This is a genomic window from Capnocytophaga gingivalis ATCC 33624 (genome assembly GCF_000174755.1).
GTDB classification, from domain to species: Bacteria; Bacteroidota; Bacteroidia; order Flavobacteriales; family Flavobacteriaceae; genus Capnocytophaga; species Capnocytophaga gingivalis.
The window spans coordinates 1-25372 of record NZ_ACLQ01000021.1 but is presented as its reverse complement, the minus strand read 5'-3'; the positions used below and the strand labels follow the sequence as shown (position 1 = coordinate 25372).

General features: G+C 42.0%; 18 protein-coding genes. 14 read left to right on the top strand and 4 right to left on the bottom strand.

Going from position 1 to position 25372, the window contains the following annotated elements; genetic code table 11:
* The first annotated feature begins 85 nt into the window (after positions 1 to 85).
* From CAPGI0001_RS07995 to folP, 4 genes are all read left to right on the top strand, one after another.
* Positions 86 to 553 (top strand): hypothetical protein, encoded by a 468-nt coding sequence (locus CAPGI0001_RS07995; RefSeq protein ID WP_162013388.1) that lies wholly within the window; start codon positions 86 to 88, stop codon positions 551 to 553.
* 133 nt (positions 554 to 686) lie between these two features.
* Entirely contained in the window at positions 687 to 1157 is a 471-nt protein-coding gene (locus CAPGI0001_RS07990) for a hypothetical protein (RefSeq protein ID WP_002668649.1), read from the top strand.
* A complete protein-coding gene (locus CAPGI0001_RS07985) occupies positions 1132 to 1647 on the top strand; it encodes a hypothetical protein (protein WP_002668755.1) in 516 nt (171 codons plus the stop codon). Before CAPGI0001_RS07990 ends, CAPGI0001_RS07985 begins: the two co-directional genes overlap by 26 nt.
* A gap of 40 nt (positions 1648 to 1687) precedes the next feature.
* Positions 1688 to 2515: a dihydropteroate synthase gene (folP, locus tag CAPGI0001_RS07980; RefSeq protein ID WP_002668727.1), complete on the top strand. Its 828-nt coding sequence runs from the start codon at positions 1688 to 1690 to the stop codon at positions 2513 to 2515.
* Between the two features lie 59 nt (positions 2516 to 2574).
* Here folP and CAPGI0001_RS07975 read toward each other — a convergent pair whose 3' ends face one another.
* Genes CAPGI0001_RS07975 through CAPGI0001_RS07965 form a run of 3 tightly spaced genes read right to left on the bottom strand, consistent with a single transcriptional unit; the run spans position 2575 to position 3816 of the window.
* Positions 2575 to 2832: a DUF6952 family protein gene (locus CAPGI0001_RS07975; protein ID WP_002668718.1), complete on the bottom strand. Its 258-nt coding sequence runs from the start codon at positions 2830 to 2832 to the stop codon at positions 2575 to 2577.
* Positions 2813 to 3127, bottom strand: a complete 315-nt coding sequence (locus CAPGI0001_RS07970; RefSeq protein ID WP_002668677.1) for a thioredoxin family protein — start codon at positions 3125 to 3127, stop codon at positions 2813 to 2815. Before CAPGI0001_RS07970 ends, CAPGI0001_RS07975 begins: the two co-directional genes overlap by 20 nt.
* 53 nt (positions 3128 to 3180) lie before the next feature.
* Positions 3181 to 3816, bottom strand: coding sequence for a peroxiredoxin (locus CAPGI0001_RS07965; RefSeq protein WP_002668676.1), 636 nt, complete (start codon positions 3814 to 3816; stop codon positions 3181 to 3183).
* 171 nt (positions 3817 to 3987) lie between these two features.
* Here CAPGI0001_RS07965 and CAPGI0001_RS07960 point away from each other — a divergent pair, with 171 nt between their 5' ends.
* From CAPGI0001_RS07960 to CAPGI0001_RS07935, 6 genes are all read left to right on the top strand, one after another.
* On the top strand, positions 3988 to 4458 hold the full coding sequence (locus tag CAPGI0001_RS07960) for a DUF2271 domain-containing protein (RefSeq protein ID WP_002668753.1): 471 nt from the start codon (positions 3988 to 3990) through the stop codon (positions 4456 to 4458).
* Positions 4459 to 4598: 140 nt separating this feature from the next.
* Entirely contained in the window at positions 4599 to 6227 is a 1629-nt protein-coding gene (locus CAPGI0001_RS07955; protein ID WP_002668754.1) for an acyl-CoA carboxylase subunit beta, read from the top strand.
* Positions 6228 to 6268: 41 nt separating this feature from the next.
* Positions 6269 to 6592, top strand: coding sequence for a barstar family protein (locus CAPGI0001_RS07950; RefSeq protein WP_040360038.1), 324 nt, complete (start codon positions 6269 to 6271; stop codon positions 6590 to 6592).
* 176 nt (positions 6593 to 6768) lie between these two features.
* Positions 6769 to 8052 carry a DUF5018 domain-containing protein gene (locus CAPGI0001_RS07945; protein WP_002668675.1) on the top strand — a complete coding sequence of 428 codons (1284 nt, stop codon included), beginning with the start codon at positions 6769 to 6771 and terminating at the stop codon, positions 8050 to 8052.
* Between the two features lie 50 nt (positions 8053 to 8102).
* On the top strand, positions 8103 to 8927 hold the full coding sequence (locus CAPGI0001_RS07940; RefSeq protein ID WP_002668720.1) for a leucine-rich repeat domain-containing protein: 825 nt from the start codon (positions 8103 to 8105) through the stop codon (positions 8925 to 8927).
* 16 nt (positions 8928 to 8943) lie between these two features.
* Positions 8944 to 9753, top strand: a complete 810-nt coding sequence (locus CAPGI0001_RS07935; protein WP_040360034.1) for a leucine-rich repeat domain-containing protein — start codon at positions 8944 to 8946, stop codon at positions 9751 to 9753.
* 82 nt (positions 9754 to 9835) lie between these two features.
* Here the strand turns inward: CAPGI0001_RS07935 and CAPGI0001_RS07930 are convergent, their stop codons facing one another.
* Positions 9836 to 11983: a S9 family peptidase gene (locus CAPGI0001_RS07930; RefSeq protein WP_002668642.1), complete on the bottom strand. Its 2148-nt coding sequence runs from the start codon at positions 11981 to 11983 to the stop codon at positions 9836 to 9838.
* A gap of 552 nt (positions 11984 to 12535) precedes the next feature.
* Between CAPGI0001_RS07930 and rpoC the strand changes: the two genes are divergently transcribed.
* From rpoC to CAPGI0001_RS13365, 4 genes are all read left to right on the top strand, one after another.
* Positions 12536 to 16819 carry a DNA-directed RNA polymerase subunit beta' gene (gene rpoC / locus CAPGI0001_RS07925; protein ID WP_002668742.1) on the top strand — a complete coding sequence of 1428 codons (4284 nt, stop codon included), beginning with the start codon at positions 12536 to 12538 and terminating at the stop codon, positions 16817 to 16819.
* A 4-nt stretch (positions 16820 to 16823) separates the two neighbouring features.
* Positions 16824 to 17129, top strand: coding sequence for a DUF3467 domain-containing protein (locus CAPGI0001_RS07920; RefSeq protein WP_002668674.1), 306 nt, complete (start codon positions 16824 to 16826; stop codon positions 17127 to 17129).
* A 304-nt stretch (positions 17130 to 17433) separates the two neighbouring features.
* Complete coding sequence (locus CAPGI0001_RS07915) at positions 17434 to 23925, top strand: hypothetical protein (RefSeq protein WP_155813460.1); 6492 nt, start codon at positions 17434 to 17436, stop codon at positions 23923 to 23925.
* A partial coding sequence (locus CAPGI0001_RS13365; protein ID WP_040360030.1) for a hypothetical protein occupies positions 23879 to 25372 on the top strand: 1494 nt, incomplete at its 3' end. The genes CAPGI0001_RS07915 and CAPGI0001_RS13365, both read left to right, overlap by 47 nt.

The window sequence follows — 25372 nt, the reverse complement described above, 5'->3', positions numbered from 1 at the left end:
TGGTTAGGAGTCTACCTCCTAACCACTAACCTATAATGACTAATAGCTAATGATACACTCGAAGCGCAAAACTCAAAACTCAAAATTGATAATTCTCTTAAGCATGCTGTTCTTCTCTCAAGCAGGAGAAATGTTTTCTCAACAAAGAAAGCCATTTTCTCAAAAGGAATGTGATTGTGATAACGTAGATACTACCGATAGAACCTCTCGAAAAGTAGTTTTAACCAATATCCAATTACTCAAAAAAGGAGCAAATTATTTCATACAAGGAAATTGCTGTGATATACTTAGGGCTTTTGGGAATGACTTCGAAAGAGAATCTGTTATATGCATTTCAAAAAAGATACAGAAATTTCGCCTTCTTGATGCTATTCCGTATAGTCTTTTCTATGAGGATAAGGGGGAAAAGCAGCATATTTTTACCGAGAAGTGGGCAGAAGTCAAACCGTTTTTCCTTAAGGAGAAAGCCTTTTTGGCTACTGTCTTTATAGAAGTAGGTGTCTCGAACCAAGATAATTCTCTTCTCTGGGTCTATACAAGAAATTATGAATAACTTTAGTGTATAAAAGGGGGGTGAAAGCTAATGATAGTATTTTAGACAATACTTTTTCTCTTAGAATTAGATTGATTATTCTGATAGTCCTCCTCAGATGTATAAAGTAAGAGCATAAACAAATTAAAATTATATGAAATACTTTTTATTTATATCGTTATCAAGTTTTTTGTTTTGTTGTAATAATAAACAAAATAGTGAAGGAAAGTTCCCAAAGGAAACTTCCTCCACAGCCTCTACTCAAATAAAGGAAATAAAACAAGAGAAAGAGATTGACAATGAAGTATTGACAATGAAGAAAGATAAAACATTAGAAGATGATTTGTTGATGCTTAAAAATGTAGCTTTTCGCAAATGTTTTGGACAAGAAGTGTTCGGTATAAAAAAGAAGGAACCCAATACTTACAAATTGATACCTGATGCTACTACAGGTGGATATCTTCAGTGTAGTGAGTATCTGGATATAGAGTGGATAGTAGCAAATCCTACCCTTGATAAGCTCGTTGAAAATTGGTTAAGTAAACCCTATTATAAAACCTTTCAAGAGAAAGGAAGTCCTAAACGCTATCCTAACTTATATGAAGTGTTTAGATTTCTACAATAGTAAGGCACTTAAAAAATACTTAGATTCTGTTCGTGTAGTATTAGAGAAGAGATATAAAGCAAGTGATGAAAAATATTGCACAGCAGCAACAAAAACGGATGATATTTATTATGACACCCCGCTTTTACAGAAAAAGATAAAAAATAAGGATGACAAGCTATTAATTCTAAAAAACATTGCTTTTTGTAATTGTATGGAATACGAATATGAACAAATTGTAAAAGAAAACCCCGATTTATACTCTTTGTTCATAGATAGAAGTAGGGAGGATTATATTACTTATGGAGGGTTGGATGCGAACCTAACAAAAAACAACCTATCTTTTGATCGTCTTGTCAAGGAATGGCATAAAAAAGAATATAATGCCTACCCCGCAGATGATAATAGAGGGAAAATATATCTGACAATCATGAAATGTATGGATTTTTATAATAGTAAGAAGCTTGAGTTGTACATAGATTCTCTTAAAGTAAAAGAAAAGGAATTATAGTAAGTTAAGTATGCTCTCTACAAACTAAAACTCAAAGCTAATGAAGTCAATAAACTGTCGAGGAGAACTTCTCTCCTTTGATACCCCCAAAGTAATGGGAATACTCAATGTAACCCCCGATTCTTTTTTTGCCCAGAGTCGTGTACAAGGCACTGAAATCCTTGCTAAGGCTGAGCAAATGCTCGCTTTGGGGGCTACTTTTGTGGATATAGGTGGGTATAGCTCCCGCCCGAATGCTGCTGAAGTCTCGGCTGAAGAAGAACTACAACGAGTGGTGCCTATAGTGGAAGCCTTGGTAAAACATTTTCCTGAGATTCGCATCTCAGTGGATACTTTCCGTGCTGAAGTGGCTCGCCAGAGTTTGGAAGCGGGGGCGTGTATGATCAATGATATTTCTGCCGGACAGATAGATCCTCCTATCTGGGATGTCGTTGCTCACTACCAAGTCCCCTATATCGCTATGCATATGCGAGGCACCCCACAGACCATGCAGTCCTATACGGAGTATCAAAACCTTACTGCCGATATATTGTACTATTTCTCTGAGATAAAAGATAAAGCAAGACAACTGAAAATCAACGACCTGATCGTAGATCCTGGTTTTGGTTTTTCTAAAACCCTCCCTCAGAACTACCAACTGATGCAGCACTTGGCCATATTCGACATTTTAGATTGTCCTATATTGGTGGGAATCTCCCGTAAGTCTATGATATATAAGCTTCTGGAAACATCTGCCGAGGAAGCTCTCAATGGTACTACTGTGCTTAATACCTTTGCCTTGCTCCATGGAGCAGATATTCTTCGAGTACATGATGTAAAAGAAGCTATGGAGTGTGTAAGGATGGTAGAAGCTTTGAAAGGAAAATAAAACAGGTGATATCTCAGATACCACCTGTTTTGTAAAAGAACTAACTTTCTAAATTTATTTTATTTGTCAATTGCACCAAGTACTCTTTGCATAAAGGTATTAAGCGCTTCTTTCTGAGGGGTTCCTGCCTTGATGAGTTTTTCCACTTCTAAGGCTCCATACATATTGGAGAGTAGTTCCCCTATCACGTCCAATTCCTCTTCCTTAAGGGACGGAAGTTCGGTAAGATATTCCAAAACTTCTATCGCCTCTATAAGGTAATCTTCATCATTGGCTTCTACAAACTGGGTGAGATGCTTAATTACGGGTAATTTCATCGATTAATTCATTTAGTACCTCTTGCTTATTGGTCTGTACATCTCTTATGAGCTGTCCATCCTCAAAGATAGCGAAGGTAGGTAGGTTAGTTACATTGGCAAGCTTGCGTGATTCAGGAAATTGCTCAGCATCTACGATGACAAAGGCAATATCCTCCTTCTCTGAAGCGAGCTTTTTGAATTTGGGCTTCATGATACGACAGTTACCACACCAAGAGGCGGAGAACTGTACTGCCACTTTCTTGTTGGCTTGTATCACTTCTGCTAAGGTATCGCTGGTAAGTTCTACTAACATAAGATAAAATAATTAAGAGTAAGGGTTGCGTTTTTTATAAGACAATAAGATTATTAATGTTTGGCTAAGTACTCAGCAGTACTTTTTCTATCGGCATGCATAGCTTCCTTACCTTCTTCCCAGTTGGCAGGACATACTTCTCCAAATTTTTGTACATGAGTGTAGGCATCGATAAGGCGGAGGTATTCCTTTACATTACGCCCCAGTGGCATGTCATTCACACTTTCGTGGAATATCTTTCCGTTTTCATCGATAAGAAAAGTAGCACGGTAGGTGACATTGGAACCTTCTATTAGATACGATTCTTGCTCTTCATTATATACATGTTCTGCATCCAAGATTCCTAAGGCATTGGAGAGGTTACGAGTCGTATCGGCAAGGATAGGATAGGTAACACCTTCTATACCTCCTTGATCTTTAGGAGTATTTAGCCAAGCGAAGTGTACCTCGCAAGTATCTACAGAAGCACCTATGATGATTGTGTTGCGCTTCTCGAACTCTCCACGAAGTTCCTCAAAAGCGTGTAGCTCTGTAGGACAAACAAAGGTAAAATCCTTAGGATACCAGAAAAGAACTACTTTTTTATTCTTTTTAGTAGCCTCCTCTAGGATGTTGATACGGAGGTTATCACCCATTTCTGACATAGCGTCAACGGTAATATTAGGGAATTTTTTTCCAACTAAAGACATATTTTTTTGTTTTTAAAGATGAAACTTCTATTTTTATTTTCTGGGTGCAAAAGTATAAAGAAAATCTATATAATCAACCTTATTTATATAGATTTTTTCTATTATAGAATAAGTTTTAATAATAGAGATTTTACTATCTTTGCACCTTATAATTTAAAAACATTTTAGTTTATGGTAAAGAAATTTTATTTTCTGTGTGTAGTACTGTTGGCTTTGTCCGCTCAGGCTCAAAATAAATATAAGTGTATGGTGCAGATGACCAATTATTCTGGAGAAGCAGCTTATATGGTGGTCTCCCTTATAGATCCCCAGGGGAGTTACCTCAAGACACTACATGTCTTTGGCGACAATAGCAAGTACTACGACGCTCTCAAGAAGTGGTATGACTTCTATACTGCTAAGAAAGAAAAAGTGGATGCGCTCACAGGTGCCTCCATCACTCAGGGGGATCGCAAGACGATTGTTTTGGACTTGGACAATAATCTTTTGAATCAGGGGTATAAGCTTCGTTTTGAATCGGCGGTTGAGGATCAGTATTACTATACGACTGATGCAGAAGTTCCTTTCACCACCGAATCACTCAAAGAAAAAGTCTCTGGTACAGGGTACGTACGCTATGTACGCCTAAGCGAGGTAAAATAACTTTTATTCATGCAAATACTTGAAAACCAATAATTGTTATATGAAATATAACAATTATAAGTATTTTTTAACAAAAAAAGTCACATAAAAACTTGTGGAAATAATAAAAATTCTTAACTTTGCAACGTCAAATATCCAACATGGATTTAGCTTTTAATAAGAACGAGGACTATAACAAGTTGGCGCGAGATCAGGTGCGTCAGCGATGGGAACAGATAAAACTTGGAGGGGGAGAGAAAGCCCTCGAGAAGCTTCACAGTCAGGGAAAGCTCTCAGCTCGTGAGCGCATTGACTATCTGTTGGACAAGGACAAGCCTCGCGTGGAGATAGGGGCTTTTGCTGGAGAAGGTATGTATAAAGAATATGGGGGCTGCCCTTCTGCAGGAGTGGTGGTGGAGATAGGTTATGTGCGTGGTCATCAGGTGATTGTCGTGGCTAATGATGCTACAGTCAAGGCTGGCGCTTGGTTTCCGATGACTTGTAAAAAGAACCTTCGTGCTCAGGAGATTGCTATGGAAAACCGCTTGCCTATTATCTACTTGGTAGATAGTGCTGGGGTGTTCCTACCACTTCAGGATGAGGTGTTTCCCGATAAGGAGCATTTTGGGCGTATCTTCCGTAACAATGCTCAGATGAGTAGCGAGGGGATCGTGCAAATAGCTGCTGTCATGGGGAGTTGTGTGGCAGGAGGAGCTTACTTGCCTATTATGAGCGACGAGGCCTTGATTGTCAACAAAACAGGGAGTATCTTCCTTGCAGGGAGCTACTTGGTGAAAGCTGCAATAGGTGAGGATATTGATAATGAGACCTTAGGAGGAGCTACTACCCATTGCCAGATCAGTGGTGTGACGGATTATCAATGTGAGAATGACCAAGATGCTCTTGAGGTAATTAAAAACTTAGTGGATAAGATAGGGGAGAGCTCCAAGGCAGGCTTTAGTAGAATAAAGAGTGTTAAGCCTAAGCTCAATCCTGCTGATATATATGGTATACTCCCCCAGAGTAGGACACAACCCTATGATATGAAGGAGATTATCCTCCGCTTAGTTGATGATTCCGAATGGGAGGAATACAAGGAGGGATATGGACAAACCATTCTCACAGGCTATGCTCGTATCGATGGTTGGGCGGTGGGAATTGTCGCTAACCAACGCAAGGTAGTTAAAACCAAAAAAGGAGAAATGCAGGTAGGAGGTGTCATCTATTCCGATAGTGCGGACAAGGCAACACGCTTTATAGCCAACTGTAACCAAAAGAAAATACCCCTGGTGTTCCTTCAGGATGTTACAGGATTCATGGTAGGGAGCAAGTCCGAGCACGGAGGAATTATCAAGGATGGAGCAAAACTGGTCAATGCTGTGGCCAATTCGGTTGTCCCTAAGTTTACTATTATTGTAGGCAATTCTTACGGAGCAGGCAACTATGCCATGTGTGGTAAGGCCTATGACCCTCGTCTTATTGTCGCTTATCCTTCGGCCAATTTGGCTGTGATGGGCGGTGTGCAGGCAGCTAAAGTGCTCTTGCAGATAGAGACGGCTACCCTTAAGCGCAAAGGAGAGACACTCTCTCCAGAAAGGGAGCAAGAACTATTAGAGAATATTCAAAAAAAATATGATGAGCAGACCTCTCCTTACTATGCTGCAGCCCATCTCTGGGTGGATGCAATCATAGATCCCTTGGATACTCGACAATGGATATCTATGGGAATTGAGGCTGCCAATGGAGCCCCTCTTAAAAAAGCATTTAATATGGGAGTGCTCCAAGTATAGTTTCATAAGTAAAAACACTATTTTAAATATTTACTAATAGTATGAGTACATATGCATATCTTAGAAAAAATGCCATGGAAATTCATATTGATTTGAGAAATGTTCGCAGCGAGCGTGCTTTCTTGAACAAGATGAAGGAAACCTTTTCCTTGCCCGACTATTTTGGTTATACTTTGGATGGCTTGGATGACTGCATGCAGTCTTTGGAATGGATAGAACAAAAGCAGGTATTGGCTAAGTTCTACCATTTGGACGATGTCCGCCAGAACAACGAGGCCTTGTATGGGCAAATCGTCGATAGTCTGAATCTTTACAAAGCGTATTGGACAGGCAATCCTGATAAAAAAGTGTCATTCGAATATTAAGGTACTTCTTAAGAGAAAACCATAAGAGGAGAACTCCAGAGACTTCTGGAGGAGCTCCTCTTGTGTTTTTTGGAAGAGGGGAGGAATTGACGGTGTTAAATTATATATTTTTGCTTTGTTGTAGATGATTATTTATTACCTTTGCCTTCAGATAAAACACTTTAAAAGCTTTTGTAATGAAAAAAATTTATGCTTTATGCCTCTTGCTTCTGGCTATAGGATGCAAGAAGGACGATTCTGAATCACTTCCACTGAATACAGAAAAGGATATTCTTTCGTTTGTCTTTACTCTGGAAGATAAGCCCTATACGGCTCTTATCAAAGGAACAGATATTACAGTTTCTTTACCTGAAGATACTCCAGTGGAGGCGCTTAGCCCTACAATTACAATTTCCAAAGGAGCAACACTTAGTCCTAATACAGGGGTAGCACAGGATTTTACAAAACCAGTAAGCTATACCGTAACAGCTCAGGACAAGACCACTAAGACCTATAAAGTAGTGGTGACAGTTGAGAAAACTGAGCAACCACAGGTGCCTATAGCTATAGAACCTATTCCTCAAGGATTTGCCAAAGACAAGCAAGGGGGAGAGGTAGTTTCTTTCAATACCAATACCTTACCTGTAAAAAAGGAGCAAATCAAGGTACAATTGGTCAACCGAAAAGATTTTTCTATCTCTTATGAGTTGAAAGTACAGAAGATAGATAAGAAGGAGAGAAGGGTAGATGTAGTTTTGCCTGCCTCTTACAAGAATGGTGAATATCGTCTTAAGGCAACTTTTGACAAAGAAGAGGCCTCAAGTGACTTTTTTGTCTTAGAGAATGGTATTCCTGTGTTGAAGGTGTTGGATATCAATCGTTTTGAAGATCCAGTCACTGTATTAGCTACTACTCATTTGCAGAAATTTAATACAGTTATATATGCCAAGGAAGAGGATTTAGCCAAATATACTTATTATTTGAGAAAGAATGGGCAGGACTATCCTCTTGCAGTAACTTATACTGGTTCTTATAATGTTCATTTTTTGATGTTTGATACGCCTTCTACCCCTTTGATAGGTGGTAAGGACTTTGATTTTGTTATCAAGGGGAAGGGAAAAGAGTATGTACTTCCTTTTGTCAATAGCCAGAAAGAACCTATAGAAATAGAGGTAGCTCATGCACCTTTGATCCACTCCCTTTCTCAGACTTCTCTAAGGGTAGGAGACACACTAACCCTCACAGGGGAATATTTTACTTATACAAGTGTGGGACGAACCAATGGTGATTATAGATATTGTAGTTTGCTACTGATCAAAGATGGAGAAGTAAAAGCAACTATAGATACTTTTATTCACAGAGATACAACTGCCACTTTTACCATTGATGATAGTGTGCCTGCAGGTACTTATAAGGTTGTCTTTTCCTCACAGATTAGGCTCTTGTCTGAGTCTTTTGCACAGGAGATTACTATACACTAATGTAAGAAGCACACTTGTGATTTGTTTTTTTAACTTCTAAAGTCAATATAATGAAAAAACTCTTCTTATTTCTTTTGTTTATACTCTTAGTGGGTTGTCAGAAGGAGGATAGTGGACATAGTGATATTCCTTCGAGCTACTATCAGCTTAGCCATGATGGGCTCACACTTGTAAAATGGAAAGATCAAAGTTCCTCTTATATAGATATGCAAGCCGATAGCAAGTTGCGAGAGATCAATACCATTGCCGATGAAGCCTTCAAGGGTTGTAAGAATCTCAAAGGGATTACTCTCTCTGATAATCTTAAAGAAATAGGCACTGAGGCTTTTGCTCAGACAGATCTGAGTGAAGGACTTCACTTTTATTCTTATTCAAATGTAGTCTTTGGGGAGAAAACCTTCTATCAGTCTAACCTTAGGGAGGTTATGCTTCCTAATACTAAAGCGCTCCCTAATCGTATTTTTGCCGATTGCAAACAACTTAAAAAAGTTACTTTCGCCAAGACGAAACTTATAGGAGACGGAGCTTTTTATGGCTGTGAGGTATTAGAACAAGTAGACCTCACTCAAGCAAACGTGGAAGGAATAGGGAAGGAGGCCTTTGCCAATTGTAGCCAGCTGAAAAAGGTTATACTCTCAGTAACAATGAATCTAAAACCTATAGGAGATAAAGCTTTTGCCAATTGTAAGACATTGGATAGTTTTACTATGCTTTCTCTGTATCCTCCTTATTATGAGGGAGATCCTTTCTATGGTATTTCCAAAGTTACCTTCCCAAAGATCTATGTGCCCAGTCAGCCAGAGGAGCTGCTTTCTCTTTATAAAAGAGATTATTATTGGAAGGCGTTTGCAGATTATATTCAGGTGATTCCATAACATAAGTATTTGTCAAATGAAAAACTTTTTATTACTAACCTCAATATTCTTCATGCTGATGGGGTGTTCCAAAGGTGATGGAGATAACAATAGAGCCAACTCCATTCGTTCCACCGAGAATTATGATCTTAGTGGGGATGGGCGTACACTTATAAAATGGAAAAATCCTAATACCACTTCTCTTGATATGCAAGCCGATAATGAACTTAGAAAGGTTAATACTATAGGAGAAGGTGCTTTCAAGGAACATAAGCACTTACAATCCATTACTTTTCCAGACAATCTCAAGGAGATAGAAGCCTTTGCTTTTGAAGAGGCTGATCTTAGTGGAGAAGTTGTATTCAACACGGCTGCTATGGTGGATTTCGGAGAAAAGGCTTTTTTCAATGCCCATCTTAAGAAGGTGACTCTTCCTAATATACGTTTGTTGTCTGACAGTGCTTTCTCTTTTGCCAAACTCGAAGAAATTTATTTCAATAAGGTAAACAAATTGGGTTTTGGAGCGATCAGTTGGAATTATTTCAAGGTACTCCATTTGGAAAATACAGAACTTACTGAAATACAAACAGTAGGAATCTCTGGATGTATGGAATTGGAAAGTGTTTTTCTGCCAGCAACCCTCACTGCTATAGGGTATGATGCTTTTTGGTATTGTAACAAACTAAAAACAGTGACTATCCTTGCGGTAAATCCTCCAGTTTTGGTGAACAACCCTTTCAGGAGTACAGCCCTACAGAAGATATATGTACCCTCCTCTTCGGTAGAACGTTACAAAAGGGCTAATTATTGGAGTGCCTTTTCTGATAAGATCTATCCTAAACCATGATTAAAGAATATTTTACAACAAAGGGTTTTAGCATGCAAAGCTAAAACCCTTTTATTTGTCACAAATAGTTAGTTATTATACTTTATTTCTCTATTCCAATACACTTGAGGATAAAGGCGAATTCAAAGGCTGTATCCTTAATTCTACCATAGCGACCTGTGGCACCTCCGTGTCCGGAATCCATGTCCATGTGCAGGAGCAAGAGATTCTTATCAGTTTTAAGCGAGCGAAGCTTAGCTACATACTTAGCAGGTTCATGGAAGAGTACTTGAGAGTCATTAAGTCCACCCGTTACCAGCATATTAGGGTAGTTTTGTGCTTTGATGTTATCATAAGGGGAGTAGGAAAGCATATAGCGGAAATATTCTTCCTCATTAGGATTTCCCCATTCCTCATATTCACCTGTGGTAAGAGGGAGTGTATCGTCCAGCATGGTAGTTACCACATCCACGAAAGGCACCTGTGCTACCACGGTATGGTATAGGTCAGGACGCATATTGGTTACAGCTCCCATGAGCAAGCCTCCTGCAGATCCTCCTGCGATGGCTAACTTGTCAGCAGAAGTATACTTGTCATTGATAAGCAACTCACTGCAGGCAATAAAGTCGGTAAAGGTATTTTTCTTATGGAGGAGCTTTCCGTCTTCGTACCATTGTTCTCCTAAGTCACTACCTCCACGTATCTGAGCAATAGCAAAGACAAAACCTCTGTCAATAAGGCTATAGTAGGAAGTGCTGAAATACACTCTAGAGTTACTACCATAGCTTCCATAGGAATACAAGAGCGCAGGGGCGGATCCGTCTCGCTTAAGACCTTTTTTGTACACTACTGCCATAGGGACTTTCACGCCATCAGGGGCGGTAGCCCATAGTCGTTCTACAGTATAATCGTCAGGATTGAAACCAGAGGGCACTTCTTGTTCTTTGAGTTTGTTGCTTTTTCCTTCAGCTATCTCATATTCATAAAGGGTAGTAGGGCGGTTCAATGAAGTGTATGAATAGCGGAAAGAACCAGAGTCATACATAGGATTTTCTTTCAAAGAGACCGAATATACTGGTTCAGGGAAGGAGACTACGCGTTTTTCACCTCCTGCTACAGGGAGTGCTTCTAACTGAGTAAGCCCATTTTTGCGCAAGGATACCACTACATAATCCTTCAGCACATCAATTCCCTCAATACGTGTGTTGGGATCATGAGCAAGGAACTCTTTCCAAAGAGTACGGTCAGTATATCCTACCAAAGGTAGTTTGTACATTTCTCCATTGAGGTGCTTATCATCCTTATAACGAAGGAAGAAGTAATCCTTATGTGGGTATACGGCATATTCCACTCCTTGGGTACGAGGCAAGAAGACTTTTAGCGGCTGGGTAGGGTTATCTGCAGAGAGATAACGTGTCTCTGAGGTAGAGGAACTTTCATTGAAAACCCATATATGCCTTTTGAGCTTATCGGCAGAGACATAAGTAGAGAAACGAGCATCATCCTCTTGGTAAAGAAGCTCAGAGTTAGGGGCGTCCAACACTTGACGATGGATCTGATGGGAGCGCAAGGACTTATCAATCGTACTATAGAAGAGGGTCTTACTATCATTTGCCCAAGCTACAGAAGCGACTCCCTCCACACGGAAGTTGATATCGCTACCTGTGGAAAGGTCTCTGATTTTTAAGGTATATTCCGCATAGGAGCCTGTTTCATTATACAGATAAGCAGCTTTCTGATTATCTGGACTGATGAAATACCCCTCGAAGATGAAGGCATTTTTCCCTTCTGCCATTTGGTTCACATCAAAGAAGACTTCTTCAGGGGCTTCCATGGATCCTTTTCGGCGGCAATAGGTGAGATATTGTTTCCCTTTTTCGCTACGGTTGTAGTAGTAGTAACCATTGTCAAAGGTGGGATAAGTTTGGTCATCTTCCTTAATACGCCCGAGAATCTCATTATAGATGGTCTCTTGCAGTTTTTTGGTAGAAGCCATTACTGTATCAGTATAAGCATTTTCTGCTTTAAGGTATTCTATGACTTTAGGATTGGTTTTGTCCTTAAGCCAGTAATAAGGGTCGGTACGCTTTTCTCCGAAATTCTCAAAAGTTTGAGAGATTCGCTCAGCTACAGGAGCAGGAGGAAACTGATCTTGATTGAAAGGGGTCGTTTTTTCCTCCTTTGTAGTGTGACAAGAAGTGATTGCTGCGAATGTAGCAACCAAAGGTAATGCAAGATGTATTCTTTTCATAGCATATGTATTGATGATTGTTATCTAAATAATTAGTACTAAAACTGTATAAAGTGATTATTAAAATTGTAAATATTTTTAATATTAGTGTATTATTCTAAAATAAATAGTATTTTACTGTTTTTAATTTTTGCGGGATGAGATGTGTGTAAAGAGTTTTATTCCAGTGGATTACGAGTACAAATATACGTTTTTTTGTAAATAAATAGTGGTTTAAGGATAATAATTTTTTTATTGCATGAACTAATGTGTAATGTAGCGAGTTCCATTGTTTTTTTCAAAAATGTTATTAACTTACAAGAGGAATTGACAATGGCTAAAAATAATTAAAGAAAATATTGGATTGTAAAATTTTTTTTGTATCTTTGCTCCCAATTTGGGAAAGTATTCAAGAGAAGTTATTTTGACTTTTTTGATACATATAAGTACTTGTTTTTCATTTATTTATATAGAAAAACAAAGATAGAGAAGGCAACATAATCAAGAGGTTGTGTAGCCTCCTCTTTTCGTGTATTTTTCCAAATGGGACAAATTTTGTTATTAAAAAGTGCTATGGCAAGAGTAAAAGAGAAAAATGCAACTTTGAGATTTGACAAAATCTCTATCGGATTGGCTTCACCTGAGAGTATCTTAGCCGTTTCTCGTGGAGAGGTGGCTAAGCCTGAAACCATCAACTACCGCACCCACAAGCCTGAGCGAGATGGTCTCTTCTGTGAGCGCATCTTCGGCCCAGTGAAGGACTATGAGTGTGCTTGTGGTAAGTATAAGCGTATCCGCTATAAAGGCATCGTGTGTGATCGTTGTGGAGTGGAAGTAACTGAGAAAAAAGTACGTAGAGAGCGTGTGGGGCATATCAATCTGGTAGTGCCTATAGCGCATATTTGGTATTTCCGTTCACTTCCTAATAAAATTGGTTATCTCCTTGGGCTGCCTTCCAAGAAGTTGGATATGATTATCTATTACGAACGCTATATCGTAATCCAGCCAGGGATAGCTAAAACGATTGATGGAGATCCTATTGAAAAGATGGATTTCCTTACCGAGGAAGAATATTTGGATATTATGGAGTCTCTTCCAATAGAAAATCAATATTTGGAAGATACAGATCCTAATAAGTTCATAGCAAAGATGGGGGCTGAAGCTCTCTTCGATTTGCTTCATGACTTAGATCTTGATGCACTCTCTTATGACCTTCGTCACAAGGCTAATACGGAGACTTCTAAACAGCGCAAGACTGAGGCGCTCAAGAGATTGCAAGTGGTAGAGGCCTTCCGTGATTCTCAGAAAAATCGTGAGAATAAGCCTGAATGGATGATTATGAAGGTGATTCCTGTAATTCCACCTGAATTGCGTCCTTTGGTGCCTTTGGATGGAGGTCGTTTTGCAACTTCTGACCTTAATGACTTATACCGACGAGTGATTATACGTAACAATCGTCTTAAGCGATTGATCGAAATTAAAGCACCAGATGTGATCTTGCGCAACGAAAAGCGTATGTTGCAGGAATCTGTAGATTCACTTTTCGATAATACACGTAAATCTTCTGCTGTGAAGACTGATGCTAATCGCCCGCTGAAATCCCTTTCGGACTCTCTCAAAGGGAAACAAGGACGCTTCCGTCAGAACTTGCTCGGTAAGCGTGTGGACTATTCTGCTCGTTCGGTAATTGTTGTAGGGCCTGAAATGAAACTTTACGAATGTGGTTTGCCTAAGAATATGGCTGCCGAGCTCTACAAGCCTTTTGTGATACGTAAGCTCATAGAGCGTGGTATCGTCAAGACTGTGAAATCAGCTAAGCGTATTATTGATAAAAAAGAGCCTGTAGTATGGGATATCTTGGAGAATGTGATCAAGGGACACCCTGTACTACTGAACCGTGCTCCTACCTTGCACCGCTTGGGGATTCAAGCTTTCCAGCCAAAGCTTATTGAAGGAAAAGCAATTCGTCTTCACCCATTGGTATGTACCGCTTTCAACGCGGACTTCGATGGTGACCAGATGGCCGTACACTTGCCACTGGGGCCTGAGGCTATTCTCGAAGCTCAAATGCTGATGTTGGCTTCCAACAATATATTGAATCCTGCCAATGGAGCACCTATTACTGTACCTTCTCAGGACATGGTCTTGGGTCTGTACTATATTACTAAGATGCGCAAGAGTACCCCAGAAGAACCTATCGCTGGTGAAGGCTCTGTGTTCTACTCTCCTGAGGAGGTGAATATCGCTTATAACGAGCGTAAGGTACATCTCAATGCCTCTATCAAGGTGCGTACTAAGGACTTAGATGAAAATGGAAATATTGTAACTAAGCTTATAGAAACCACTGTAGGGCGTGTCCTCTTCAATGAGGTAGTTCCTATAGAGGCTGGATATATCAATACGGTATTGACCAAAAAATCTCTACGAGACATTATCGGTCACGTACTTAAGAAAACAAGCATTCCTCGCACTGCAGAATTCTTGGATGATATCAAGTCTATGGGGTATAAGTTTGCTTTCCAAGGAGGACTTTCTTTCTCCTTAGGTGATATCATTATCCCTCAGGAAAAACAAGCGATGATTGCCGATGCCAATGAACAAGTACAGGGAATCATTGGTAACTATAACATGGGGCTTATCACCAATAACGAACGTTATAACCAGGTGATCGATGTATGGACTTCTACCAATGCCCGCCTTACAGACTTAGCGATGAAGCGTATCAGTGAGGACAGACAAGGGTTCAACTCTGTATATATGATGCTTGACTCTGGGGCACGTGGTTCCAAGGAACAGATTCGTCAGCTTACCGGTATGCGTGGTCTGATGGCTAAGCCTAAGAAATCTACCGCTGGTGGGGGCGAGATCATTGAGAACCCGATCCTTTCGAACTTTAAGGAAGGTCTTTCTATCTTGGAGTACTTTATCTCTACCCACGGAGCGCGTAAGGGACTTGCCGATACAGCGCTTAAAACAGCCGATGCGGGATACCTCACTCGTAGGTTGGTGGATGTATCTCAGGATGTGATTATCAATACCGATGATTGTGGAACTCTCCGTGGTATTGAGGTACATGCCCTTAAGAAAAATGAAGAGGTTATCGAGACTTTGGGCGAACGTGTATTAGGTCGTGTAGCTCTCAATGATATTGTCAATCCACTTAATGAAGAAATTATTGTTCTTGCAGGAGAAGAAATTCGTGAAGATGCCGTGGATAAGATCAATCAGGCTCCTATCGAATCTATAGAAGTACGTTCTGCACTTACCTGTGAAGCTAAGCATGGTATTTGTGCTAAGTGTTACGGACGAAACCTATCCACCGGTAAGATGGTACAGATAGGAGAGGCTGTAGGAGTAGTAGCTGCTCAGTCTATCGGGGAACCAGGTACTCAGCTTACCTTGCGTACCTTCCACATGGGGGGAACTGCAGGTAATATCTCCGAGGAAAACAAAATCATTGCGCACTTCGATGGTATCCTTGAAATAGATGACCTTAAGACAGTTAAGGGAGAAGATTATGACGGAAATCCAGTAGAGGTGGTGATCTCTCGTACATCCGAGGTGAAGATCTTAGAACCTCATACCCGTATGGTACTAAGTACCTCCAACATTCCTTATGGTTCCTTTATCTTTAAGAAAAATGGAGATACTATACAAAAAGGAGAGGTGATCAACCAATGGGATCCTTATAATGCGGTGATTATCTCCGAGTTCTCCGGACAGATTGTCTATGAAAATATAGAACAAGGGGTTACTTTCCAAGTTGAGATAGATGAACAAACAGGATTCCAAGAGAAAGTGATCTCTGAATCTCGTAACAAACGACTTATTCCTACCCTACATATACAGGATAAGAGCGGAAATATCTTACGTTCGTACACCTTACCGTTAGGAGCTCACATCATGGTGGATGACAAGGAAAAGATTAAAGAAGGTAAGATCTTAGTAAAGATCCCTCGTAAGTCCGCCAAGTCTGGGGATATCACAGGAGGTCTTCCACGTGTAACAGAGCTCTTCGAAGCACGTAATCCTTCAAATCCAGCTATTGTAGCCGAGATCGATGGGGTTGTTTCCTTTGGTAAAGTAAAACGTGGTAACCGTGAGATCTTCATAGAATCCAAAACAGGAGAAAAGCGTACTTACTTGGTAAAACTCTCTTCTCAGGTATTAGTACAGGAGAATGACTATGTACGTGCAGGGATGCCTCTTTCCGATGGTTCGGTAACTCCAGAGGATATCCTACGTATCAAAGGACCTTCAGCAGTACAGCAGTATTTGGTTAACGAGGTACAAGAGGTATACCGACTCCAAGGGGTGAAGATCAATGACAAACACTTTGAAGTGGTAGTACGCCAGATGATGCGTAAGGTAGAAATACAAGATCCAGGGGATACACTCTTCCTCGAAGAACAAATGGTTCACAAGGATGACTTCATCGAAGAAAATGATAAGCTTTTTGGTAAGAAGGTTGTCATAGATGCTGGAGATTCTGAAAATCTCAAAGCAGGACAGATCGTCACCATGCGTCAGCTTCGTGATGAGAACTCTCTCCTTAAGCGTCAGGATAAGAACCTTGTTGCCGCTCGTGATGTTATCCCTGCTACTGCAATTCCTGTATTGCAAGGGATTACACGTGCCTCCCTACAGACTAAGTCCTTTATCTCAGCGGCTTCCTTCCAGGAAACGACTAAAGTGCTCAATGAGGCTGCCGTACAAGGTAAGGTAGATAGCCTCGACGGACTTAAAGAAAATGTTATTGTAGGTCACCGTATCCCTGCTGGTACTGGTATGAAACGTTATGAGAATATCATAGTAGGCGCTCGCAAGGATTTAGCTAAGCAAAATATCAACCTATAATCTCATGGAAAAGCTCATAAAAAAAGAAATCAATATAGAGATTGATGATAAGGTGGCTACAGGTATCTATTCGAACTTGGTGGTAGTCAATCATTCAGAAACAGAATTTGTCTTGGATTTTGTCTCTATTATGCCAGGGATGCCCAAGGCACGAGTACAGAGTAGAGTGATTATGACCCCTTCACAAGCCAAACAACTCATGCAGAACCTCAGCACCAACCTCTATCAGTATGAGCAAGACAAAGAGGCACTTTCCGATGGGGAAGTCTTTGCTTCACAGACACACTTCTCTGGTTCAGGAGAAGCTTAAGGTCAGTTTAACAATCAGTATAACAATAAGTAAGGAGATGAATATAATTCATCTCCTTTTTATTTTTCACAAGCAGAATGTTAAATTTTGTTTTGTGAAAAAAAAACACAAAAAAAATACTTGTGATATTAATAATATTTCATAAATTTGCCCAGAAAATATGTTTCATGGGAGAAAAGTATCCATGTGGTAAAAGACTATTTTATAGCTAAAAAGAAGTGTAGATTTCTTCTCTAATTAACAATTGATATTAATAATTAACAATTATAAGAAGATGATAGTAGCCAAATCCGATAACTATATTATGAGATCACTATTATACATACTTTTATTTCTTATCCCTATAGTAGGGAAAGCTCAGCAGTGTCGTGTGAATTATACAGCCACAGCGGAGAACACCGCTTGTGGGGGTACTGTCAAGGTTGCCTTGGCTTCTGCCGATACCAATTGTATTAGCCGATATTGGGCGGTCTTGTACGACAACACTGGTGCGGTGCAGGCACGACAGAACTTTTCTGCAGCAGGGAAAGCTGAGTTTACCAATCGTTCCTCGGGTACTTATAAGGTAAAGGTAGAAAAGAAGGATGGTACGGATACCCATCCTACGGTTTTGTCGGTTACCATTGTAAGTACCTATAAGCGCTTTTCTGTAGATATGACTAAGGCTACTCAGGTAGCTGCTACAGGAGAATGTGCAACTGATGGGAAAGTGGCACTCAAGATTAAGAATGGCTCTGGACCTTTTGTAGTTGCTTTCTACAAGCAAGGATCCTCAACACCTACTTCTGTATCTGCTCCTACGAACAAGACAGGAAATGAGACTACTGTAAATATTTCTGGTCTTAGTCCTAATACCAAATATAATATAGAAGTAACTGACCAGATAGGAGGAGGAACTTGTGCCGTTACTGAACCTAGAAATGTAAGGGATATTACTACCTTGCCTACAACACAATCTTTCCTTAGAGGGGTCACTTTAGAGAGTTGTAAGCAAAAGGGTGTTGTAAGAGGCTCTCGAGGAATGATCACTGTTGAGATTAACAATACTTATGGAACAGGACCTTTTGAAGTAGAAGTTCGTAAGAAGGAGGATAACCAATTAATCGTATCGGCATCCAATCCAGATCATTCTTTTACTAAAGGAGGTGCTACAGGAACTACACAAAAAGAAATAGAACCTGATGCAGGGAAAAGCTTGGAAGTAGGTAAGGAATATATTATTAAGGTAAAAGATGTAGGAACCAACTGTGTAGCTGAAAGAGTTCAGATGAATCCTTTGCGTTTCTCTGCAGAATCCATACGCCTTCACTTGGCTCATACTTGTTCCGATTGTGGAGAATACGAATTCGCTGTGGTACCTAAGTTTCCTAACAGAAATAGTGTGATACCCAATCAGGTAACCCGTGATAAGTTCTATACTTATAACCTCAAGGTAGAAGTAAAGCGTGGTGGAGTGATGCTTCCAGGCTTCCCAGAACAATTCACCAATACCGATGCCTTGCCACAGACAGGTACCAATAATGGAATTATATATGGTAATAATGAGTTTAGGTTCAACAATCTTTATGATGCGATGGTACATAAGTCCGCCCATAAGGTAAAAGGGGGGGATGTCATCACCATTACCTATGAAGACTGTTCCTTGGCCACTCGTATAGTGCTCAAACACACCGTTGTTACAACCCCTTATAAGCCTTACTCCGAGATAGGAGTACGCAAGAAAACAGGTGGGGGCGATTGTGATAGAGAGGTAGTGCTTACCACTACTTTCCAACATGGAGGATCGCCTTCCTATACCGATTTTTGTAATTTCACGGGAATGAAAGCCCGTGTAAAAACGTCCAATATTTGGCAAACAGCTACCTCTGTAACCAATGTGATGTACAAGTTCTATGACGAACATGATGTCAATCGCCATAGGATGTATGTGCCTGTTTCTACAGTAACCGACAAATATCAGGTAGAATATGCCAATGCCTCTACACCACTTAATGCTTCGGCACCTAACGATTGCAAGCACTATGTCTCCCCAGAACTGACCCTAACTAAGCCCGATCTGATTGATAATATAGGTATACATGCTTACTATAATGGAGAAGGAATCTTACAGTGGGAGCACAGAGGGAAAAGAGTACAGATAACGAATGTGGGGGGAGTAGTAACTGATGCCAACCCCCTAAAGGTTTCTATCCGTCGCAAAGATGGTTTCCAAGGTATCAAAACCTATACCGCTACAGGGCCATGGAACTTGGCAGGCACCTATAAGATAAAATTCCCCATAGAGAGAACTTACAAGGCAGAGGATACAGCCTCTGGATATATATTGATTATGGATGTGCCACCGGGAGAGTATATGGTGAACATTAAGAATAATTGTGCCAGTCGTGATCTTCCTCTCAAAGTAGAGGAAGCTGATACCCCCACTTACTATGATATAGACCCCTTGAAGGTAGAGACCGAATGTAGCAAAAACGGACAAACAGGAAAGGGGAAACTCATCTATAGATCGTTATCAGGAGAAAATACTTCTCGGTTAGGATATCTACATATTTTTAGAGATCCAGGAGGAACAGAACCTATCTATAAGCGGGCTAATACGGGAACTTATATGAGAATAGTACCAGTGGCAGGGATTCCTAGTCCATCGGATCCTACCAAAATTGAGGTAAAAGCAGAAGTTCCCAACTTGCCTACAGGAAATTATATATTAGGAATCATAACAGCTAGCTCACATTATCGCACCGCTGTATATAAGCCAGAGGAAAATGGGTATACCTATGGTTATAGGCCTGAGCAACAGAAAGGTAAAGGAAAGCTTGCTGATACTTTTATCTATAAGACCTTCACAGTAAAAGAAATAACGGATGTAGTTCCTATTTCAGTGATTGGCATGTGTGATCCATCGAATGCGAGTTCAGGGATGGTAAGGGTTGAGTTGCCTGCGGGATCTGAGCCACAGTATCCTATTACCTATACTTTATATAAGGTATCAGGAGGGACAAAGGCGATAGCTACCTATTCGGATGGTACTCAGGTAGCTCCTGTAAGGGTAGCTACCCGTCCTGCAAACTTGGAAGATGCTTATGCAACTTTCAGTAATATTCCAAGGCTTTCTGGCAGTGATAGTTATGAAGTGAAGTTTGAATCAGGTTGTTTGGATCGTTTGGTACCTGTCCCTGAGTTTGGTTCTTTGCAGAATCCACAGGTACGTACCTCATCGGCTACGGCATGTGCGGGTACTCCATTGACATTGAGTGTGGACTTACCAGCGAGTTTGTATGAGTTGGAGTGGAAGTCAACTCCAGCTACTGCTCTTTCAGGAGTAGCGGACAAGACGCGTCCTTCGATCACCTTGAATCCTACGGTGGATGCAGAGTACTGGGTTACCTATAAGATGAAATCAGGTTTTGGATGTACTCCAGTATCTAAGGATACCGCCAAGAAGCAGGTGAACCTGATCCGCAGCAACTTTGCGGCATCGGATATCACAGGCTTATCGGATAAGACAGGAGTACTGCCAGTGAACCAGTGTGCAGCGGATGTAAGCTGGACATCCCCTACGATCAATGACACGGCGGGGTGTGGCTACAAGCTCACTTGGGAGGTAACCAAGCCAGACGGAAGTAAATATACCCCTACGCCGGATGCCAATGGTAATACGCCAGCCACCAGCTGGAATGGTTTTCCTGTGGGCGAATCTACAGTAACCTATAAGGTAGAGGGCAAGATAGCAGGGGGCACAGCAGCTACTAAGAGCTTTAAGGTAACGGTAACGGCTCCGAACGTAAATATTCAGATCACCAGTTCTTTTGTGGCCAATGTGGGCGGCACTACAGCCCTCACTTCGGTAGCCAAAGGAAGTACAGTATATTATAAGGTAACGCTCAAGAACACTACAGCTACTTCTATCAGTACAGGCGCCTTGAGGATTACCCTACCGGATAACACGAACACCAACTATGAGCTACCTGCAGCGAATGACCCTGCGATAGTTACCTCACAGTTGGGCGGTGCGGTGAATGTAAGCTATGACACAGGCAACCCGAGAGTACTGATCTTGGCAAATATCACCGGAGGTGTATTGGCACAGAATGCGGAACGCTCAGCATATATTCCGATCAAGATCAAGCAGGATCAGGGTTGTGATGCGTATGTGAATGCATGTCAGGCAATACTTACAGCACAACCTAAACTTATCTATAGTGTAGGAGGAGCAGGATGTGTGGCAGAGAATACCATCCAAGGGGACGGCATTGCGGCAGAGATTGACAGTCGTGCCACCTGTCCACGCGAGGAACTCTACTGCGGTGGTAGCTTCACGCTTACAGCTTTGGGTACAGGCTATACCTCATATAAGTGGTATAGTGGACAGCCAGGTAGTTTGACTCCATTGGCAAGTACCACTAGTAGCCAAGCGGTAAGTGCGGCAGGCTACTATACAGTAGAGAAGATAGCCACTTGTAGTGGTATTGAGGCGAAGACTACAGAAGTGATCCGCTTGGTGGACAAGAGTGATACCACGGTAGATCCTATCAGAGCCTTAGCGGGCAATGTAGGCGGGGTATGTGCTACGGATAACACCAAATGGCAAAGCCACTTCTACTTCTGTGGAGGTACAGGCAGCAAGGTATTGCAGGTAGCCTACCACCAGTCAGGAGTAAAATGGCAGAAAGAGGGCTCAGGCTGTAGCAATGCCAACCAGCCAAACTGTTATAATACCAGTGCGGCATGCTGGTCTACAGTATCTACCGATAGGAGCTTTACCATAGGAGGTACTACCCCAGGTAAGTACCGCTTACAGGTGGGCAATGGTAGTTGTACCAGAGAGTTCTACTTTGAGGTCTTCACCACCCAACTCTCAGGAACCTTAATAGGAACCCCTACCCCACATACAGCCTTGAGCTTAGGGGCAGCGAACTTCGAGATGGGTACCCATGGAGTACAGTATGAGTACGTAGCTACCCGCTCTGATGGTAGAACCTTCACAGGAAATGGCCCTGCTTCAGGCGCCAATATGCACAAGGTGGACGTAACAGGTCTGGAAGTACCGAACAATAGGAGTCAGGATACCTTTAGAATAGTGATCAAGGCTAAGGGAGGTGCGCTCAATGGATGTACCTTCGAACAGACAGTAACGATCAACCGCTTGGAGACCATGAAGGCAGAGGTAGAATATACTGGAGAGTGGTCTACTACAGAGTGTAACAAAGCTAAATATAACTTCACGGTATACGGTGGGGTACGTAACTACCGATACCTTATATATAAGATAGATGGTCAGTTGGCCAAGACAGAGTATGCGGGCAAGGTATTTGAGCAGCTTCCTGATGGTGACTTCTCAAGTGCAATCACCCCTACCAATGCAGTAGGTACGGTACCAGATGTATTCTCCTCTTGGATAGAAGTTCCAAGAGAAGGTAAATATATCTTCTTGGTACGAGATAATGATGATAGATATGCCTTGACCAATGAGGTACAGGTAAGCCAAGCCTCTCGCTATGCGGTAGAGGTTACCAAGGTAGACCTTACGTGTGCGACTCAACATGGAGGAAGCATCTCGGCTAAGTTCTTGGAGAGCAATGTACCAAGTCCAAGTGTGAAGTTGGAGAAATACAAGACCGACGGCACTATGGACACGAGCTTCCCAGCACAGAACAACCTTGCAGGACAGTTCAACAACCTTTCAGCAGGTAAGTATAGAGTGACCCTTAGCTACCTCTTCAATAGTGGAGGAGGTGGACGTCGTTGTGAGATTGTCCGAGATATACGTATAGAATCTCCAGCACCTATAGAAGCCTCTATAGGGGTAGTGAGTGCGAACAACTGCGATGGCAACAATGGCAAGTTCTTGCTCAAGGTGAACTGGGTGAAGGGAGGTTCTGGCAGCTATCAGTTTATGTCTACCTCAGGTACAGGCTCCTACAGCCCAGATAGGACTTTATTGGTGGACGGAGGTAGCCAGGCCAATCCTAAGGTTAAAGTATTTGTAAAGGATAGCAATGGCTGTATTGCCGAGTTCGAGGTAATGGCCAAGAAAGACTTGACCAAACCTACTTTGGCAGCTTCTACAGTGGATTATGACTGTGGTGGCAACGGAACCTTTACAGTAACGCCAACTGCTCCAGGGGGAGCTACTTATACCTATGAATATAGCTTGGACGGCGGCGTACGTCAAGCGCCAAACTTAGGCAATGCGATGCGCTATACAGGTTTGGCAGGCAGAGCTACGCCATATTTAGTTCGAGTATACTATACAGAACCCGCTACCGAGTCGGTGAACCAGCTCTACAATGAGACCTTTGCCGACATGGAAGACCTTGACGAGAGCGACGGGGCTCCTACAGGGGTAGGTTCTGCTAAGACAACAGGCATACTCTCTGCGGGAGTGCATGTGGTAACCAAGCAGTTACCAGCCACTCCAACTACCTACCGCTCTTTGGCAGGTACAGGCAGATACTATGCGATACACACAGCACCAAGCGATAACCGCTTGTATGTGAAGGATATACAGAATGTGGTACCACGTGCTAAGGCAACAGTGAAGTTCAAGTATGTGAACTTGGGCAATGATGCCAATACGGCGGCGAGTGTACCACTGAGAGTGACCCTACAGGTGACCAATCCAGGGGGGGCAGGTACGACAGCCTTTGTACGTACCCTTCCAGCAGCAGCGCAGGGAGGTACATGGCAGAGTGGTGAAGTGACCTTTGAGGATTTGGAAGGCTTCAACCAGCACACCCAGTTACCGCTTGATTATAGAAGCGGGCGTGAACAATGCTGCGGTGGGTCTGGATGAGATAGAAGTGATCCAGCCTACTAAGAACTGCCAGTCGGGAGAGCCTATCTCGGTACAGGTAGAGCCAAGCAAAGGCTTTGGAGCAACCATCACTCAGGTAGAACCTCCTAAGTGCCATGGTGGAGAGGGTACCCTATTGGTAAAACTCAGAAACATCAAGGCTGGGGCTACCTTTGAGTACCAGCTTAACGGAGGAGCGTATAGAAGTACTACTTTGGTAGGTACAGATGAGCTGAAGATACCAGCTCCAGTGACAGCGCCTTCGGATCCAGCTCATACCTTGAAAGTACGTATGGTAAACCCAGATGGTACCTTGTGTGAGATTACTGCAGGTGGGGTAGAGGCACGTATCAATGATGTTCCTGCCTTGACCATAGAAGAGGTGAAGATCTCTCCTAAGGGCTGTATAGCACCTTACATGACAGCCAGAGCGATCATCCGTGTAGCTTACGGACGCACACATAGTGGAACACATCCATATACAGTACAGAAGAAAGGCCCTGCTGATGCAGACTTTGTGGATGTACCTACGGCGGATGTGACATGGACAGGAACGACAGCTACAGTGGCGAACCTTACCGATGGAGTACACTATCAGTTTAGAATTAAGGATGCGAATGAGTGTCTCTCGAATATAGAGCAGAAGTTTATACCTGCAAAGATAGATATAGATGTAACCTTGACCCCAACCTTGTGCTTACAGTCAGGTAGGACAGGTGAGGTGATGGTACAGGTGAACAATGGTAATGGAGGCTATGAATTTAGCAAGGATGGCGGAACCACTTGGGTAAGTGACCCAGGCAACCCAACCGAATACCGCTTTGATGGTCTGAACCCAGCAAGCTATACCATAAAAGTAAAAGACGCCTTAGGCTGTGAATTTACCCAAGTGGTAGTGATACCACAGGTGATGGAAGTAGGTCTTAGCTCAGATGATGCCTTTGGATGTACCACCCCACAAGAGCAGATCACCATTGAGGCCAAGGGAGGTGCCCAAATATCAGGAGGATATACCTTCACTTGGAAGCGAGGTGGCGTAGCTACAGATCCATCGGGTTATAACCCAACGACAGATACGGACGGCGGCAATGTACTTACCAATGTTACACCGGGAGCTACAGTTACTTATTTGGTAACGATTAAGACAGCGGGAGAATACCACTTCAAGGTGGTAGATGCCAACGGCTGTGAACATATAGTAAGCAAGGAAGTAAAAGCTGAAACTCCAGCCTTCCTTACAAATCCTGGTCTTTCTGCCAGCATGGTAGCTTGTACAGGAGAGTCTACGGGAGTGATAGGTGTATATGATGGAACGGCTTACTTACCGATAACAGATGCGATTGATAGAACTAAGGGAGTAGCTCCTTATGTGATAAAGATCTACAAATATGCTACCACTCCAGGTAGTGCAGAGACCCTACAGTCAAGCAATACCGGTCGAGACTTG